The organism is Ureibacillus galli (assembly GCF_014836845.1).
In the GTDB taxonomy this organism is placed as follows: Bacteria; Bacillota; Bacilli; order Bacillales_A; family Planococcaceae; genus Ureibacillus; species Ureibacillus galli.
In genome coordinates, this window is the sequence record NZ_JACSQA010000002.1 from 241,333 (window position 1) to 259,591 (window position 18,259).

Sequence of the window (18,259 nt, forward strand, 5' to 3'; positions counted from 1 at the left end):
AAAAACATCTCCACTCTAAAAAAGGAGAGATGATTTTAATGACTATATTGTTAAGAAATTTCCTGAATCGCTTTTATAAAGTTCGAATAGGTATACTTACCAAATGTATCAGTATCTCCTTTAAAAAAATGCTCGACTATATAATCCTGGGTTTGAAGCAAGGAATAATTTTTTGCTTTCATTACAAGTTTTATATAAGCAAGGAAATATTCTACCGGTAAATTCCCTCCATGGTTAACGGTCATGATGATTCACTTCCTTAGGAGCAGCAACAACTACTTGATGTTGTATTTTTTTGAACTAAGGTAATGCTACATACGCCTGTTTCAGGTAATTCAAGTTCTACTTTTTTCGAAGCTTCTATATCCCCTGACAGATAGGAAACAACAGAACGTACTTGTTCGTAACCGGTCGCCATTAAAAATGTTGGAGCACGTCCATAACTTTTCACCCCAACTATATAGAAATTTTTCTCAGGTTGTCTTAATACTTCTTCACCGTGTGGACGTACAGTTCCACAACTATGGAAATTTGGATCTATTAAAGGAGATAAAGCCGCTACACTTTCAGTTGCTGTATCTACACTTAATCTAATTTCCCGTAAAAAGGAGAAGTCAGGACGACTACCTGTGTTCGTTATAATTTCATCGATTCCACATAGTGTGAAGTCGTTTCCTTTATATTCTCCTTTTAAATCAATACGACCATTATTTTGATTTAACTGATAAACCCTAAAAGGTGTTAATACTTTAACGAGACCCGCGTCAACTAATTGATGAATACGACTCCCTAGTTCCCCTCTTCCTTTAAGCGCATCGTTTTCTTCTCCACCATACGCTTCTTTTACACTATTCTTTCTCATAATCCAATAAATTTCTATGTTATTACGTAATTGAGAAAGCTCTAATATCGTATTAATTGCCGAATGTCCCCCACCAACAACTGCAATTCTTTTTCCTTCATATCTTTTTCTTTGTCTCCCTTTCATATCAGGAATGCCATAATATATATGTTTGTTTAGTTCTAGCTCAGATGATGTCCAAATATTGTCTGCGTTAACTGGGTTAGGGTGAGACCATGTTCCTGTTGCATCAATTACAGCCTTTGCCTCAATTCTTTTCGTCATCCCTTGTTGTTCTACATAAATAATAAAGGATGTTTCTTCTCGACCTAGATTTTTCATTTTATCTAGTCCCTTTTTGCTAATGGACACAACTTTTGAGTTTAAAAAAAGATTATTTTGAATGGCGGGTAATTTTGATAATGGCTCTAAATAACATTCAACGAATTCCTTTCCTATTGGAAGTTCGTTAGCAGATGGCTCATTCCACCCACTATTTTCTAACAATTTTTTAGCAACTTTATCAATGTTATATTGCCAAGGTGAAAAAAGTCGTACATGACCCCATTCCAATATATTACTACCAACACTTGGACCTGATTCTAAAACTATGAAGTGTTGACCTTGATTAACTAAATGGGCAGCAGCCGCTAAACCAACCGGACCAGCTCCTATAATCGCTACTGGTAATTGGTTCAGGCTACGACTTAATTGATTCTCCGAAGATTGATTTTGCTGTTTTAGAGAGTTACAGCAACTATTTAATACTCCATTTAATTCATTCATCATAAAACCCCCTATTTTTTACTTGCAAATTACAACTATTAATTAAATAGAAAGCAAGATTTCTCTTGCTTAATATAACGGTTTACAACAAACAGAGGATTTAGACATTGCTTCATTTAGTAATTTTATCGAACGAATGACCGTTTCTCTTTCAAACTCGTTCATATGGGAAAATACCTCATCTAAATATGCATTCATCGAAAGATCAATCGTTGTAGCAACAAACTTCCCTTCAGCTGTTAAACTCAAAATCGAAACTCGCTTATCTTGTGTGGAAGGTGTTTTTTTTACTAAATCCATTTTTACTAATGTTTGGATTTGTCTACTGAATGTCGTTATATCCATCGCTAATGTTTCAGCAACTTGTTGCATGGATGGTTCAAACTGTTTATCGATTTCATAAAGGATATGACTTTGAACTAAAGAAATATCAAAATTCCCAACCGAACAACAATTTTTATCTAATAAACCAAATCTCCTTGTTAGTAAGTGGAAAATATCCCTTTTGTTTTCCATCTTATCACCTCTTGTATTATTTATACGCTATTTAATTGCATATTGCAAGTAATTTAAATAAAAAATATATTCATTGTTTAGCCCATTTCATTAAACGGTTATATAAAGTAACTCAATGATGAAATAATCACCACAAAATAAAAGGCTACCAAAGAAGGTAGCCGTCTTTCGTTAAAGCAAATATCGTACTTATTCGCCCGTTTCTTTAAACTTTTTAATTCTATCTCCAATAGCATCTCGAACACGTTGGAAAGCCGCCCACTTTTCTTCCTCTGTTCCTTGAGCTTTAGTTGGATCATCAAATCCCCAATGTTCAGGTTTAACATTAGGAGGTGTTATTGGACATTTGTCTGCTGCATCGCCGCACAATGTCACTACTAAGTCTGCTTTGTTTAACACCTCTAAATCAATGATGTCCGATGTATGTTTTGTAATATCGATACCTACTTCTTGCATTGCTTTAATAGCATTGGAATTTACACCATGGGCTTCAATCCCAGCACTTTTCACTTCCCATTCAGGGGATAATAATTTTTTGGCCCACCCTTCTGCCATTTGACTTCGACACGAATTACCAGTACATAAAAAATAAACTGTTCTCTTGTTCATAATCTACTCCTTTAAAACATTAATATCGTTACATATAATCCTAATAACGTAATAAATAAAATAGGGATTGTCAGTATTATTCCAGTTTTAAAATAAGTTCCCCAAGAAATTTTTATCCCCTTTTGAGAAAGGACATATAACCAAACTAACGTTGCTAGAGATCCAATCGGTGTAATTTTAGGGCCTAAGTCAGAGCCAATAACATTCGCATAAACAAGTGCTTCTTTTACTACTCCAGTTGCATTCGTTTCAGCAATGGCTAGTGCATCAATCATTACAGTTGGTAAATTATTCATAATCGATGATAATATAGCGGCGATAAAGCCCATTCCCATTGTTGCTTCAAATAAACCATGATTGGCAATCGATTCGATTACTTTAGCTAATGCAATTGTTAACCAAGCATTGCCGACACCATAAACAACGACGTACATCCCAATTGAGAAAAACACAATGTTCCAAGGTGCCCCTTTTACAACATCTGCTGTATTCACAACGGAACTTCTTCTTGCCATTAATAAAAAGAAAATAGCAATAACCCCTGCTACAATGGAGACAGGAATGTCTATGAATTCACTCGTAAAATAACCAATCATCAATAGAATGAGTACGTACCAAGATAAATGGAACATTCTCTTATCTTTAATCGCATCTTTCGGATTTTTTAATTTTGACATTTCATAAGTGCTCGGAATATTTCTTTTAAAATAAATTAGTAATACGATAATCGTTGCGAATAGTGAAAAAATGTTCGGAATGATCATTCTTGAGGCATACTCGGCAAAGCCAATATCGAAGAAATCCGCTGAAACAATATTCACTAAATTACTTATTACAAAGGGTAAAGACGTAGTATCGGCAATAAACCCACTTGCCATTATAAATGGGAAAATCATTTGTTCTTTAAAATTTAAATTTCTTACCATTGCCAATACGATAGGGGTTAATATTAAAGCCGCACCATCATTAGCAAATAACGCTGAAACAATTGCCCCTAATACACTGACATAAACAAACATTTTTATCCCGCTACCTTTTGCGGCCCTTGCCATATGTATTGCCGCCCATTCAAATAAGCCAATTTCATCTAATATTAATGAAATAATAATAATTGCGACAAAGGTCAACGTTGCATTCCAAGTAATATTTACGACCTCTGTGACATCCCCAAAATCAACAACTCCAACTAGTAGAGCAACGATTGCCCCACCACAAGCTGTCCAACCGATATTCAATCCTTTAGGCTGCCATATAACAAAGATTAATGTTATTAAAAATATAATGGTTGCGATAATTGATATTAACACTTCAAGTCCTCCTACACAGACACTTAAACATAATCATATTGTTATATAATATTTCACTTAAACAACAAACACAATATTGTTTCATTTTATACAATATAAAAGGTAGAGACGTCCTAGACGTCCCTACCTTTTAACGATTGTAACATTATACAGTTTGTTTTTCAGACGATAAAGAATAAAGTATTTTCCCTAATCGTTTAATCCCCTCTTCAATTGTTTCTGGGGAAGTGTTTGTATAATTTAAACGGAATGTGTTTACGTTATGTTTATTTGTATAGAACGGGTCCCCGGGTACAAAAGCCACTTTTTCTTCCATCGCTTGATAAAATAAATCTAAGGAAGATACTCCTTCTGGAAGAGTTACCCAAATAAACATACCCCCTTCTGGTTTCGTATAGTTCACATTAGTAGGGAAATATTTCGCCATAGCATTTAACATCGTTTCAGCTTGTGTTTTGTACAGATGAACAATTTTCTTAATATGGGATTGTAAATCATTATTTTTTAAATAATCATAGATAACCATCTGGGAGAAAATATTCGTGTGCAAATCCGTTGCTTGTTTAGCTGTATTCACATGATCCATAAGCTCTTTATTTTTCGTAATGATATACCCGATTCTCATCCCTGGTGTGACGATTTTAGAAAAAGAACCAAGTAATACGGAATTCTCTAAACGTCCGGCACCTATGTAAGGTAATTTTTCACCATTCCAACGTAATTCCCCATAAGGGTCATCTTCAATTAGTACAACATCGTATTTTTTCACCACTTCAAAAATGGCTTCCCGCGTTTCCTTCGAATATGTAATACCTGTTGGATTATGGAAATTTGGTACTAGATAAATAAATCGTATATGCTCGTTATTTTTTAATGTACTCTCTAATTGTTCTACATTTAATCCTTCTTCTTCTAATTGAACGGCATAAAAAGATGGTTCGGCTAAAGTAAAGGCTTGAATTGCTCCAAGATAACCTGGCTCCTCCATCACAATTCCTTCCCCTTTATTTATGAGAACTTGCGATATAAGTTGTAATGCTTGTTGAGAACCAGTTGTAATAAGAATATCGTCAGCATTGAAATTTAAACCGTAGTCCCTATTATATTTATCCGCAATGTATTGGCGTAATGGCAAATAACCTTCTGTCGTAGAATATTGGAATAATTTCGCCCCATTTTCTTCAATCGCATGTTGAATCGATTTTTGCAAATCTTCAATTGGAAACGAGATAGGATTTGGTAACCCACCTGCAAAGGATATAACATCCGGTGCATTTGTCACCTTTAAAATATTTCGAATGAACGATGATGGCGTATTTAAAATTTTTTCGGAGTACTTCATTTTTATTCCCTCTTTTTTTGGATAATCGCTGACCATTCTTTCATCAAATTAATCAGTGTTATCAGATTTTATCAGACTATTCTAAAAATTTCAAAGGGGAAATGAAAAAAAATAATTTTTATAGATAAAAATAAACGTGAAATCGCTAGGAAACAGTAAATTAATACAAGGTATAGATAAAAATATTCTAACTTTTGCATTTACAAAACAAATTTCAAGTTTCCCTAGAGATGTTAAGTTCAAAAAAAGAAAATGCCCAATTAAAAAAACATTTTAATTGGGCATCAATGATTTACTCTGGTGTTAATTCGCTTTCTTTAAACCAAAAATGATCCGTTACAGTTTCACCAAGGGAATTCGTATAATCGACAACATAAACCGTTGTATTTTCCACAGTATCAATGACACCTTGCGCACCTAACATACCATCTAAATGGTCTGCATTAATGATGACATCAGCACCTTGATCTAGCGTTCCTTCGTCAACTGGATCCAGCTCTCCTTCTACAAACCATTTATGATTTTCCTCATAAGGATCACCGTTCGTAGGTGTGTAAGAAACGGAATACACCGTCGTATCATAGGCAGCCTTTATCGTTGCAACTGCCCCTTCCATTCCATCCGTATGACTTGCGTTTACAATAGCCGTACTACCAACTGGATACTTAGGGTTTTCTGCTTCTTTTAACCCTTCTGGTATTTGATGCTCAGTATGTTCAGTATGTTCCCCATGTCCGCCATCTGCTTCTGGCTGTTTATCCGTTCCTTCAAGATTATTCGTCACATTCGTACCCGTCTCCGATGTATCTCCATTGTTCGTATCATTTACTCCACATGCCGCTAATGAAATAGCAGCACCCATTGTTATGATGATACTTAGTAATTTATGACGCATATTAATCCTCCTAAATATTCTCTTTCTATATTAAGGATTGAACTTTGAACTCGATTCTATTCATAAAATTAACTAAACATCATTATGATTGGCAATTGGAGATATAAAAAAATTATTTATCTAATTCAACTTTTTGTAACCTTAGTGCATTTAAGACAACGGATACGGAACTAAAAGCCATCGCAGCACCTGCTAACCAAGGAGCAAGGAAACCTGCTGCTGCAATAGGAATACCTAATATATTGTAACCAAAAGCCCAAAACAAGTTTTGTTTTATATTTCTCATCGTTTTATAACTTATACTAATCGCATCAGCAATACTGTTTAAATCACCACGAATTAACGTAATATCTGCGGCTTCCATCGCAATATCCGTACCAGTTCCCATGGCTATTCCAATGTCGGCAACAGCTAGGGCCGGTGCATCATTAATACCATCTCCTACCATCGCAACCTTTTTGCCCATTTTTTGTAATTTCTTCACTTCTGCAGCTTTTTCTTCAGGTAACACCTCTGCAATAATTTGAGATATTCCTACTTGTTTTGCAATTGCCTGAGCCGCCCGTGTATTATCACCAGTTATCATAATTACTTCGAGCTTCATCTTTTGAAGCCGCTCAATTGCTTTTTTAGAACTTTCTTTCACCGTATCTGCTACTGCTACGACCCCCGCAAGTTGTCCACCAACACTTGCTAATATTGCGGTCTTCCCTTTGGATTCAAGCTGTTCCATTAAAGGAACGACAGTGGAAATATTCATCTTGTATTGTTCCATCAGTTGACGGGTACCCACAATGACTTCTTTTTGATTTACGATTCCTTTTACACCGTATCCTGGAATCGTTTCAAATTGTCGAACATCTCTTAATTCAATTCCACGTTTCCTAATTCCTTGAACAATTGCTTGGGCAATAGGATGTTCAGATTTCCTTTCAATCGAACCAAGAAAAGAAAGGAACAACCTTTCACTCATTCCTTCCGTTACATAAACATCTGTTAGTTCCGGATTCCCATTTGTAATTGTTCCTGTTTTATCAATTACTACCGTGTTGATATAGCGTGTTTGTTCTAAATGTTCTCCACCTTTAAATAATATCCCTAATTCGGCAGCTCGACCTGAACCAGCCATAATGGAAGTTGGAGTTGCAAGTCCTAAGGCACACGGACAAGCAATTACAAGAACAGCTATTAATGCTTTTAATGCAGGAGCAAATTCCCCAGGTGTTATAAAAACGAGCCAAATTAAATAAGTAACGATTGCAATGCCAATAACAATTGGAACGAAAATACCCGAAATTTTATCTGCTAAACGCTGGATAGGTGCTTTAGATCCTTGAGCATCTTCTACTACTTTAATAATTTGTGATATAGCTGTATCCCGTCCAACTTTCGTTGCTTTCATTTTAATAAATCCATTTTTGTTCATAGTAGAACCAAAAACGGTAGAGCCGGCTGTTTTATCAATCGGAAGACTTTCTCCTGTTAACATCGCTTCATCTACTGCCGTATTCCCTTCTAGTATTTCACCATCAACAGGTATTTTTTCTCCAGGTTTAACAAAGAGTATATCCCCTATTACAACTTCCTCTATTGGAATCTCTTGTTCCATATCATTTCGAAGGACAACAGCGGTCTTTGCTTGTAAGCCTATTAACTTTTTTATCGCTTCAGATGAACGTCCTTTTGCTTTTGCTTCAAAAAATTTCCCAAGCAAAATTAAAGTAATTAATACAGCACTTGTTTCAAAATAAAGTTGTGTGTGATGACCGTTTGCATTAGAAAACGTTTGATAAACGCTATATAAAAAAGCAGCAGAAGTACCCATCGTAACAAGAACATCCATATTGGCACTTTGATCTTTTAATGCTTTAAATGCACTTACATAAAATTGCCAGCCAATAATTAATTGAACCGGTGTTGCCAATACCATTTGGACCCAAGGATTATTTAAAAAATCTGGTACGTAAAGAAAAGATGTAAAAGTAAAATGACCTACCATTGTCCATAATAGCGGGATAGAAAGAACAGCCGAAACGATAAATTTTATTTTTTGCTTTTCTATTGCTTGCTGTCGATAATCCATTACATCCTGATTATTTTCTTTTATATGAGCACCATAACCTAACTTTTCCACACGTTGAATAATATCCGTTACCGTTACTTCTGCCGGGTTAAACTCGACGGTTGCATTCTCTAATGTTAAGTTTACATTGGCTAACATGATTCCTTCGATTTTTTGAAGGCCTCTTTCAATTCTCGTTGCACAGGCTGCACACGTCATGCCAGTAATCGTAAACTTTTTTTTCTCCTTCACAACACTAAAGCCAAGGGAATTAATCTTTTTTTCAAAGTCTTTCTCACCGACTTTTTCAGGATCGTATTGGATGACTGATTTTTCAAGGGCTAAATTTACGTTTGCATTTTCGACTCCATCTAATTTATAAAGACCTTTCTCAATTCTATTGGCACAGGCTGCGCAGGTCATGCCAGCAATGTGCAAAGTTGCTTCCTTTTGTTTAGTCGTCAGTTTTCATTCACCTACTTCCTAATACAGTAATGGGGTATATAATTGATACGAAAGAGAGTGCTTTTATAGAGCACTCCTGCAATTCTTCTATTCAACGTCATAACCTATGATTATCAATTGTTTCTTATATATCAGTAAAGGTTACTTTTTTAATTTAGGTCACATCGACTTTACCCAGCTCCAAATTATCACCAACTTTAAAAATTGTTAAAAAACTGTTTAATCGTTACAGCATGTCCCTTCTTCATTCAAATGACCTGAGCGGGCAATTTTCGTTTGCAAATAATTTTTATTGTATTCAGAAACGTCTCCCCATAAAGGTTTTCTAGCATTAACCGGTAAACCTGATTGTTTCAAAGCCTCTAATTTTTTCGGATTGTTTGTAATCAATGTGACAGGCTTAGAGCGAAGGGTTTGTAACACGTGAATCGCATCGTCATAATTTCCAGAATCATTGACAAATCCTAATGCATAGTTAGCATCTACCGTATCGTAACCATTTTCTTGTAGCAGATAAGCCATTGCTTTACTAAATAGTCCAATCCCTCTTCCTTCGTGATTTGCCAAATAAAATAATGCACCTGTACCATGTTCCACAATGATTTTCATTGATTGTTTCAATTGGTACCCACAATCACACCTTTTACTACCAAAAATATCTCCTGTATGACAGATAGAATGCATTCTAATTATTGCATCATCCCCGTCATTAAAGTTTCCATAAACGAGTACACTGGATTGTTGCATTTCAGCTAAGTTAATTGAAGATAGTTTTTCAACTATTTTTTCAATATCTTGATATACTTCATCACAATTTAACCAACAATACCATTGGAAAGTAACCGTTTCATCATATAAGTTCACAGGCAATTTTATCGGACCGACTAAATAAATAGCATTCTTTCCCGTTTGAATAAGTTTAATTTTATCCTTTAAAATTGAAATAACTTGTTGATCTAATTTCATCGAATCGCCTCCTATAAATAGTTTGTAACTTACCAATGTTTTTATGTTTGAAACAATGGAACGTTCCTTTTCAACTTATTTACAAATTTAAAATTCTATTATGGAGGCGAAATGTATAGTTTCTTTTATATCACTTTATTAACGGACATCATAAAAAATACATGAATGATTAACTTTTAAATAAATTCATTCTTCTACTTATAAGTTTAAAACATAAACTACTACTGGATCTAAACTTTAGGTTAAGAGTGTTTATTTAATCAGACATTGATTTCCACATTTTATAAGCTTAAAATTGCCTATAAGAAGAATTTGGTAACCATACATAGGGGGTGTTTCAATGATAGACTTTATCTTAACACTAAAACCAATATACCAAGTATTACTTGCGACGTTATTTACTTGGGGAATGACAGCATTAGGGGCTGCATTCGTTTTTACGACTAAAAACTTTAATCAAAAATTTTTAGATAGTATGTTAGGCTTTGCTGGTGGTGTTATGATTGCCGCAAGCTTTTGGTCTTTATTATCCCCTGCACTCGAAATGGCAGAGGGGGGACGTTTCCCATCATGGTTCACTGTAGCAATTGGGTTTTTACTCGGCGGAGGATTTCTATTCGCTATCGATAAACTGTTGCCCCATCTTCATCCGAATGCAGCGATTGAAACAGCTGAAGGAATACAACCAATACGAAGAAAAAGAAGCACTTTGTTAGTACTTGCTATTACATTGCATAATATCCCGGAAGGATTAGCTATCGGTGTTTCTTTCGGCGCTGCAGCCATTGGGTCTCCATCCGCATCTGTTGCTAGTGCCCTTGCTCTAGCAATCGGAATTGGGATTCAAAACATACCAGAAGGTGCTGCTGTTTCAATGCCTCTTTTACGAGATGGGTTATCAAAAGAGAAGAGTTTTCTATTTGGTCAATTTTCGGGTATGGTAGAACCACTTTCTGCCCTTGTCGGATTTCTCGCTGTTGCTTCCATCGAACCATTATTACCATTTGCTCTTGCCTTTGCTGCAGGTGCTATGATTTTTGTTGTTGTAGAGGAAGTTATCCCAAGCTCCCAAGAAGAAGGAAATAAAGACCTCGCCGTGATGTCTTCAATGATTGGATTTACCATTATGATGATTTTAGATGTGGCATTAGGGTAAAATAAAAGAATAGAAAAAGGAGATGCTTAGAAAGCATCTCCTTTTCTTTATTGAAAATCGATTTGAGTTAATACTGGGTCATGATCACTTGCACGACCTGATTCTTCTGTAAAGTCTGAATTTACATGTAGAATATCAAGAACTGATTTCTCAACTAGATTACTAGATACAAAAATGTGATCAAGAGCTTGAGAATTTCCTTGGTACGTATACGTATATCGATCTGCTTCATCTAGTGAATGAATCATATTTACCATCGATTCATTGTCTCCCTCTAACGTTTGAAGAGCAGGCGTCCATTGAAAATCATTAAAGTCTCCCAATGCAACAATATTGGCTTCAGGATTTTGTGATTGAATCGATTCAACAAAGTTTCGTATGATTGACGCAATTTGAATTCGTTGTTGTTCACTGCCTAATACTGGCGGTTGGATTGAACCGAATAATGGTGAGTCACCTGACTTCGAGTTCCAATGATTAGCAATGACAATTACTTGTTCATCATTAAATGTAAACTGTGCAGCTAAAGGTTTTCTACTATTAGAAAATGCTTTATTTGTAGGATTAATTCGCCCCGGATTTAATGTCAAAGCACCATCCACATATTCTGTTCCAACTGTTGCAGTACCAACTGATTCTGCCTCCGTCAATGACACTCTTTCAGGATTGTAAAGGAAACCAACACGAATATTTCCACCAGGCGCTCCGCCATCTTGATTATACTCTGGATCGATATTGACATACTCATATTGAGGGCCACCTTCAGCAACGATTGCATTAATCAATGTTTGATAACTTTGATCTGCTGCTGAACTTCCAGATGCCGTTTGACCGTCATTATCTTGCATCTCAGTAACCCCAACAATATCCGGTGCATTTAATTTATCCGCAATCGCTACAGCAATCTTCTTCACTTTTGCTGAATCAGATTTAGCCGAGAAGTTTTCTAAATTATAAGATGCGATTGTTAATTTTCCATCAGATTTTGTAATAGAGGTTGTATCTGGTACCTTCCCACCATCGACTATTTTACTTTGAATATCTGAATTCTCTACATAGACTTTATAATTGGAATAACCATAGTTTACAATACCCGTTACAGGTCCATTAATTCGGTCGCCTGTATTAATATCGCCACCATTTGTTAATTCCTTTTCACCGTTAAATAACTTCAATTGAATTCGTTCAGGGTTTGTATCCGTTTCCCCTAATAGAAGCCCTCCATTAATTGTAGTAGCTTCAACTGAGTCAAATACAGCTATTATTTCACCATATTCTTCTGGGGACACGACTCGCAAATTACTTTCTGTACCTTCTCCTATTTGAACACGCATTCCCTCAAGGCTTTCCCAGAAATCAATCGCATCACTCGTTGGGTCAAAGGAAGTTAATTCATCATCATCTATCGATTCTGAAGGAATCATCGACGGTGTAATGACAACCGGATCTGGTAATTCCACATTACTTTCTACAACTACCACAGAACCATTTTTTGCATTAATTTCAGTTACCGGTAAATCAGTATCTGCATCATCATAGCCATCCAAACGGTATTCATCTACAGTACCAGTAACATTTACTAAATCGCCTACTTTAAAAGAATAAGAAGAAGATGCATTACCTGCATAGACAACAATACCTTCTGATGTACTGGCATCATTATCTTCTGTTCCTTTTGCAGATTGCATATAGAAGTATTGGCTACCATCTAACTCAAATAAGGAAGTAATTACCCCTTGTACACCCTCTACAACACTGCCATCAAAGGAAGATGTATGGGAAGCTCCTTGTATTTGACTAATCGTTGGAGACTCATCGTATACTTCATAAGAGATACTAAAAACATCACTATCTTTTAAGCCTTCTTTTACGGCAATCGCTTTAATTGTTGTCGGTTCATTAATGATGATTGGTTCTGAGTATACAGCACTGTCCTTTGTTGGTTCTGAACCATCCAATGTATAGTGAATTGTTGCACCCTCTGTTAAAGTAGAAAGTTCAATTGCAGTTCCTACAGGGATTACAGTGGAACTAATAGAAGGTGTGATTCCTTGTACTTTTGTTGCATCCACAATCACATCCGCTAAACCGCGCGGTATAATTTGATATGTGCTATTAAACTGTTGAATAATTCCAGTAAGAGAATCATAGGTTTCCCCAACTACCAATCCCAGGGTTCCATTTTCATCTCGTACGACAAACGTAGTTCCTTCAGCATCTTTTGCTGCATAGTTTCCGGAACCATTATTAGCTGTAATTGTGATTTGTTTTACAGTAGCTAACTTTGATTCATTTTCTTCATTAATTTCCGCACCTGTTATTTCAATTGGAGACAATCCTTTACCTGTAGAGACTCTTTCTACTAACGAAGGACTTTGAAGTTGTAATAGTCCTCTATAGTCAGCCAGTTCCCCTGATAATACAACTTCATCACCAACTTCTACTGAATCGGCTAAACCATATACAGCAATAGCGGCTGTCTCATCTTGAATATGAATTGTATTTTTTAGTTTAGCTGTTACAATTCCTTGTACTTGCGCCTCTCCAGACCCTTGTTGACGAGCTTCAGCAATAGTAATGGTTACGCCCTCTTCTGGCTCATCAATATACGGATGTTGACCAAGATTTTCAAAAGAGTCTTTCCCTAAGTTCGTCCATTCCGTCTCAAATGTAAAAGCATCATTCGGGTTGATATCACCAGTCGTTACATCCGCATTCCTAACAAGTGTTACATCTTTCGCAAAATCACTACTTGATCCAATTTGTCCAATGGAATCTACGATTTCATCATTTTTTTTTAAAACTAAAGGGTCATTTCCATTAAAATTAATAACCGTCGAATTTTCGATTTGACCCACTGATTTAATCTCATCTGCTGCTTGCCCATGATATAAAACAAGCGCTTCTCCAGCTTCTAAAGTGCCATGTAACTCCATCGATTTAACGCTCTCAGCGACACCATTCGTATAAAGCTCTAATGAATACTCGGAAAGATCGATAACAGAGCTAGATGCATTATATAATTCAATCGCTTTATTGTAACTACTTCCTTCAATATATTGGGAGATCATTAAATCTCCCCTAGAAACCCCCTTTGATACATCTACCAGCCTTCCTTCAATAGATGTTGGAATACTTTCTACACTTACTAAATAATCACGGAAGTTTTCCCAATCAGATAAACCTAAATCTGTTACACGCCCTTCAGCATATGCTGTTGCAAATACATCATAGCCATCTCCACCTTTAGCTGTGAAAGCATTTGTTGCAACTGTATACGATTCGTCGTCTTGAATTTCTACAAAGTTACCTTGTCCATCTTTGTAATAAACGGCAACTACCCGTTCTCCTACAGGCTTTGTTGAATCGAACTCAACTTTCCCACCTGCTACATGTAAAAATCCGCCATTTTCAGCTGGATATTCCTTAAAACTAATTTCAAAAGCCGCTTTTAATTCAGCGCCTGTAACTGTCATTGTCGCTAGTGTATTTCCAAAAGGTAGAACGGTAATTACTTCGCCAACCGTAACTGGACCAGCATCAATAGCTGAACGAATTCCTCCTCCATTTTGGAATGCTAATACAACATTTTCGTTATACTGTTTTGCTTTTTCAAGCATACCGTTTGTAATTAAATTACCAAGAATTGTTTCACTATTTCTTACGCTTATCCCCTCCGTATTTCCACTATCTGATACACGAGGATTTGTAAGGGGTGCATCCAATGTGACACCAATTTCTTCATTTTTAATTTCTGCAATTCTATCTGAATAAGGGGCTAAAAGCTCTTTCGCTTCTTGGTCTTCTTCAAAGGAATCTACTTCCAACAGTTGACCACCATATTCTGTAATAACACCTTTTTTATCAAACGTAAGGTTTAACTCGCCTAGATATTCACTATATTGATAAGCTTGTACAATTACTGTCGGTTCCTTTTCTTCGCCATCTAAATCTTCAACAACTAAAGTAGGTTCATCTAATTGTGTATGACTATGTCCACCTACGATTACGTCAATCCCTTCGACAGCACTTGCTAATACTAAATCATTATCGATTTCTGCATTATCGTCATATCCGATATGGGTTAAGGCAACAATTTTATCCACACCCATTTTCTCAAAAGCTTTAACTGCTTTTTCTGCTTCTTTAATATAGTTTTCGAATGCGATACTTCCAGGACTTGAAATGGCTGCTGTTTCTTCTGTTGTTAAACCAAAAATTCCGACCTTTTCACCTTTAATTTTCTTTACAATCCCTTGATAAATTTTTCCGTCTTTCGGTTTGCTTGAAACTAAATCGGAAAATAAACCGTTAAATTTACTATCTTGTGAGAAATCAACATTCGCACTAACGAATGGGAAGTTCGCCCCTTCGATAAAATCTGCTAATGCTTGGTGACCTTCTGGTGAAGAACCTAAATCAAACTCATGATTACCAAATGTCATTGCATCATAACCCATTAAATTTAAAAATGTTAAATCAGCTTGTCCTTGAAATTCATTGAAATATAGTGTACCGCTAAATACATCTCCTGCATTTAAAAGAAGGGTATTTTTGTTTTCTTCTCTTACTGTTTCAACAGCAGTAACTAACTTTGGAACATTGTCTAAATGGGCATGGGAATCATTCGTATGCATAATCGTTAATTCAAAATCTTTTTTTCCTTTTCCCTTATCTTTGTCTTTGTCCTTGTCTTTCCCTTTTCCGTTCCCATTATCATTCTCTTTTTTATCCACACTTTGTTTCACTGGATGTTGATATTGAGCTACTTTTTCAGACTGACTACTTTTCCCTTCCGATTCCGCTGCCAACACATTTGGGGATACTGCGCCAATTGTCGAGGCAACAAGCGTCGTAGCTAATGTTGCTTTAAAAAAACGATCTCTACTTTTTTTAGAAAAATGCATTCATTTTCCCTCCATTTTTTGATTAATAATGCTATTGGTAATTCATGTAGTAAATTAGTAATTGTAAAGATATAAAACGAATAGATGAAGACTTTATATTACCTACATTATTCGAAAAATAATTCGAAAGAAATAGATTATTTGTAAAATAATCGTAAATAATTATAAAAAAAATCCTTTCCACGTAAATTTAACGAATACAGGTTATTATTTATCAGATTTTTTTGACTTCTATAATAAATTTCTATTCCCATTTCATTAAAAACGAACATCCAATTGTATATATAGGTAATTCCAACTAAAAACAGTCTACATACGGACGTAAAGACAGTTCTGTACCATTAGTATGGTTCACGATTAACCAACTATGTTTGCTAGAGACTTGTCATTTCCCAAAATTATATTCTTAGCCGTAAACATAAAAATGCCCCTAACAATTGTAGGGGCATCTTCATAACATCCATTACTCTTCTTCCATTATTTCATCAAAAGCAGAAGAAACTTTATCGAATTCCTCATCACTTTCAATTGCACTAAAATCTCCATCTTCATCAACTTTTAAGAAGAATACATCAATATCTTCTTCTGTCTCTTCTTGTAAGTCCTCCACGAACCCAACTGCAACATATTCAGTTCCTTCGATATTTATAGCTGCTAGAACTTCAACTTCTAATTCCTCATCATTTTCGTCTGTAATTGTAAAAATTTCTCCTACTTTTAATTCATCCATAAGTCCATTCTCCTTTTAAGAAAGTCTGTTAAACATATTCTTTTATTGCCAATTAGGGGCAAATTCATACTATAGAAAAAGCAATTAAGTCCCACAAAAAGTTCGATACGGTAAATTTGAAGGTTCAGGCAATTGACTATATTCTTGATGCTCTGATGAATCATCAAAGGGATTAGCCAGTACCTTTAATAAACGTTCCATCACACGATAATCTCCATTATTAACTGCTGCATCCAACGCTGCTTCTACACGATGGTTGCGAGGAATAACCGATGGATTACGTTCTTTCATAAGTTGCATTGAATCTTCTATCGTTTGTTGTTGTCTTGAACGACGCTCTTGCCACTTTTTTTGCCATTGATTAAAATCTTCTTTATCGTGAAGAGATGTCATTTCCAACTTATTGACCGTTAACGCTCGGAACGTATTTGTATAATCAGCACGATATTTCTTCATTATATCAAGTAATTCATTGATCAACTCTTTATCTTGCTCTTCTTCATTAAATAACCCTAATTTTTCCCGCATTCCGCCAAGCCAGTTTTTTTCAAAAAGGAGCGGATATTTTGATATTTCATTTTGGGCTATTTGAACCGCCTCATCCTCATCGTCATGGAGTAATGGAACAAGCGCTTCAGCAAATCTTGCCAAGTTCCATCCCCCTATTTTCGGTTGATTTCCATACGCATAACGTCCTTTTGTATCAATGGAACTAAAAACCGTATCAGGATCATACGTATCCATAAAGGCACACGGACCGTAATCAATCGTTTCTCCACTAATGGTCATATTATCTGTATTCATAACACCATGAATAAAGCCAACAAGTTGCCATTTGGAAATTAATTCTGCTTGTTTTTTAATGACTTCTTGAAGTAAATATAAAAATCGATGATCACTGTTTGGAATATCCGGGTAATGGCGAACAATTGTATAATTAGCTAACACTTGCAAGTCTTCATAACTACCCCAATTGGCGATAAATTGAAAAGTTCCGACACGAATATGACTCGATGCTACACGTGTTAAAATAGCACCTGGTAATTCCGTTTCTCTAATAATTTTTTCTCCTGTTTCAACAACAGCTAAGCTTCTAGTTGTCGGAATGCCTAACCCATGCATCGCCTCACTAATAATATATTCCCTAAGCATAGGACCAAGGGCAGCACGTCCATCTCCTCCTCGGGAAAAAGGAGTCCGTCCAGAACCTTTTAGTTGAATATCAAATCGTTCTTCCTTTGGCGTAATTTGCTCCCCATAAAGAGTAGCCCGTCCATCCCCTAGCATCGTAAAATAACCAAATTGATGTCCAGCATAAGCCTGTGCCATAGGAAAAGAACCTTCCGGGGCTACATTTCCTGCAAGAATCTGCACTCCTTCATCACTTTGAAGTTTCGCACTATCTAATCCAAGTTCTTCTGCAAGTTGTTTGTTCAACACGACTAACTTCGGATTACTTACCGGATGTAACTTTAAACTCGCATAAAAAGAATCGGAAAGTCTCGCATAACTATTGTCGAAGTTCCATCCTATTCCCATATAATCCCCTTTTCTTTTACTTAATATTTTTGCGTTTTCTCATCCTCTTTACAAAACCTACTAAGAAAACCAAATTTACCTTTGGTGCACAAGTTCCATCATTATACACTATCCTGGATAACATCACATAAACTCACA

12 protein-coding genes are annotated in these 18,259 nt (G+C 35.9%); 1 reads left to right on the forward strand and 11 read right to left on the reverse strand.

Annotated features, from left to right (window positions below; translation table 11 throughout):
• Nucleotides 1-259: 259 nt before the first annotated feature.
• From H9636_RS02855 to H9636_RS02890, 8 genes are all read right to left on the reverse strand, one after another.
• Nucleotides 260-1,627, reverse strand: coding sequence for an NAD(P)-binding domain-containing protein (locus H9636_RS02855; protein WP_404817734.1), 1,368 nt, complete (start codon nt 1,625-1,627; stop codon nt 260-262).
• Between the two features lie 69 nt (nt 1,628-1,696).
• Entirely contained in the window at nt 1,697-2,143 is a 447-nt protein-coding gene (locus H9636_RS02860; RefSeq protein ID WP_191706138.1) for a MarR family winged helix-turn-helix transcriptional regulator, read from the reverse strand.
• A 189-nt stretch (nt 2,144-2,332) separates the two neighbouring features.
• The gene (gene arsC / locus H9636_RS02865) at nt 2,333-2,752 is read right to left on the reverse strand and encodes an arsenate reductase (thioredoxin) (protein ID WP_191706139.1); all 420 of its coding nucleotides are present in this window, start codon (nt 2,750-2,752) and stop codon (nt 2,333-2,335) included.
• Nucleotides 2,753-2,763: 11 nt separating this feature from the next.
• On the reverse strand, nt 2,764-4,059 hold the full coding sequence (locus H9636_RS02870) for an arsenic transporter (RefSeq protein ID WP_191706140.1): 1,296 nt from the start codon (nt 4,057-4,059) through the stop codon (nt 2,764-2,766).
• Nucleotides 4,060-4,204: 145 nt separating this feature from the next.
• A complete protein-coding gene (locus H9636_RS02875; protein WP_191706141.1) occupies nt 4,205-5,401 on the reverse strand; it encodes an aminotransferase-like domain-containing protein in 1,197 nt (398 codons plus the stop codon).
• A gap of 292 nt (nt 5,402-5,693) precedes the next feature.
• Entirely contained in the window at nt 5,694-6,296 is a 603-nt protein-coding gene (locus tag H9636_RS02880; protein ID WP_191706142.1) for a YdhK family protein, read from the reverse strand.
• Between the two features lie 112 nt (nt 6,297-6,408).
• Nucleotides 6,409-8,823: a heavy metal translocating P-type ATPase gene (locus H9636_RS02885; protein ID WP_191706196.1), complete on the reverse strand. Its 2,415-nt coding sequence runs from the start codon at nt 8,821-8,823 to the stop codon at nt 6,409-6,411.
• 219 nt (nt 8,824-9,042) lie between these two features.
• On the reverse strand, nt 9,043-9,789 hold the full coding sequence (locus H9636_RS02890) for a GTP cyclohydrolase II (RefSeq protein ID WP_191706143.1): 747 nt from the start codon (nt 9,787-9,789) through the stop codon (nt 9,043-9,045).
• Nucleotides 9,790-10,129: 340 nt separating this feature from the next.
• On the opposite strand from H9636_RS02890, the gene H9636_RS02895 reads away from it, so the two are divergent.
• Nucleotides 10,130-10,945, forward strand: a complete 816-nt coding sequence (locus H9636_RS02895; protein WP_191706144.1) for a ZIP family metal transporter — start codon at nt 10,130-10,132, stop codon at nt 10,943-10,945.
• 47 nt (nt 10,946-10,992) lie between these two features.
• Here the strand turns inward: H9636_RS02895 and H9636_RS02900 are convergent, their stop codons facing one another.
• The 3 genes from H9636_RS02900 to H9636_RS02910 form a co-directional block, all read right to left on the reverse strand.
• Entirely contained in the window at nt 10,993-15,852 is a 4,860-nt protein-coding gene (locus tag H9636_RS02900) for a 5'-nucleotidase C-terminal domain-containing protein (RefSeq protein WP_191706145.1), read from the reverse strand.
• 463 nt (nt 15,853-16,315) lie between these two features.
• The gene (locus tag H9636_RS02905) at nt 16,316-16,582 is read right to left on the reverse strand and encodes a DUF1292 domain-containing protein (RefSeq protein ID WP_191706146.1); all 267 of its coding nucleotides are present in this window, start codon (nt 16,580-16,582) and stop codon (nt 16,316-16,318) included.
• An 84-nt stretch (nt 16,583-16,666) separates the two neighbouring features.
• Nucleotides 16,667-18,121 (reverse strand): protein adenylyltransferase SelO, encoded by a 1,455-nt coding sequence (locus H9636_RS02910; protein WP_191706147.1) that lies wholly within the window; start codon nt 18,119-18,121, stop codon nt 16,667-16,669.
• Between the last annotated feature and the right edge of the window lie 138 nt (nt 18,122-18,259).

Bases quoted from the DNA above. Each gene is read 5' to 3' on its own strand.
- H9636_RS02855 (WP_404817734.1), bottom strand. From the start codon at position 1,627: ATGAATGAATTAAATGGAGTATTAAATAGTTGCTGTAACTCTCTAAAA.
- H9636_RS02860 (WP_191706138.1), bottom strand. From the start codon at position 2,143: ATGGAAAACAAAAGGGATATTTTCCACTTACTAACAAGGAGATTTGGT.
- arsC (WP_191706139.1), bottom strand. From the start codon at position 2,752: ATGAACAAGAGAACAGTTTATTTTTTATGTACTGGTAATTCGTGTCGA.
- H9636_RS02875 (WP_191706141.1), bottom strand. From the start codon at position 5,401: ATGAAGTACTCCGAAAAAATTTTAAATACGCCATCATCGTTCATTCGA.
- H9636_RS02880 (WP_191706142.1), bottom strand. From the start codon at position 6,296: ATGCGTCATAAATTACTAAGTATCATCATAACAATGGGTGCTGCTATT.
- H9636_RS02890 (WP_191706143.1), bottom strand. From the start codon at position 9,789: ATGAAATTAGATCAACAAGTTATTTCAATTTTAAAGGATAAAATTAAA.
- H9636_RS02895 (WP_191706144.1), top strand. From the start codon at position 10,130: ATGATAGACTTTATCTTAACACTAAAACCAATATACCAAGTATTACTT.
- H9636_RS02900 (WP_191706145.1), bottom strand. From the start codon at position 15,852: ATGCATTTTTCTAAAAAAAGTAGAGATCGTTTTTTTAAAGCAACATTA.
- H9636_RS02905 (WP_191706146.1), bottom strand. From the start codon at position 16,582: ATGGATGAATTAAAAGTAGGAGAAATTTTTACAATTACAGACGAAAAT.
- H9636_RS02910 (WP_191706147.1), bottom strand. From the start codon at position 18,121: ATGGGAATAGGATGGAACTTCGACAATAGTTATGCGAGACTTTCCGAT.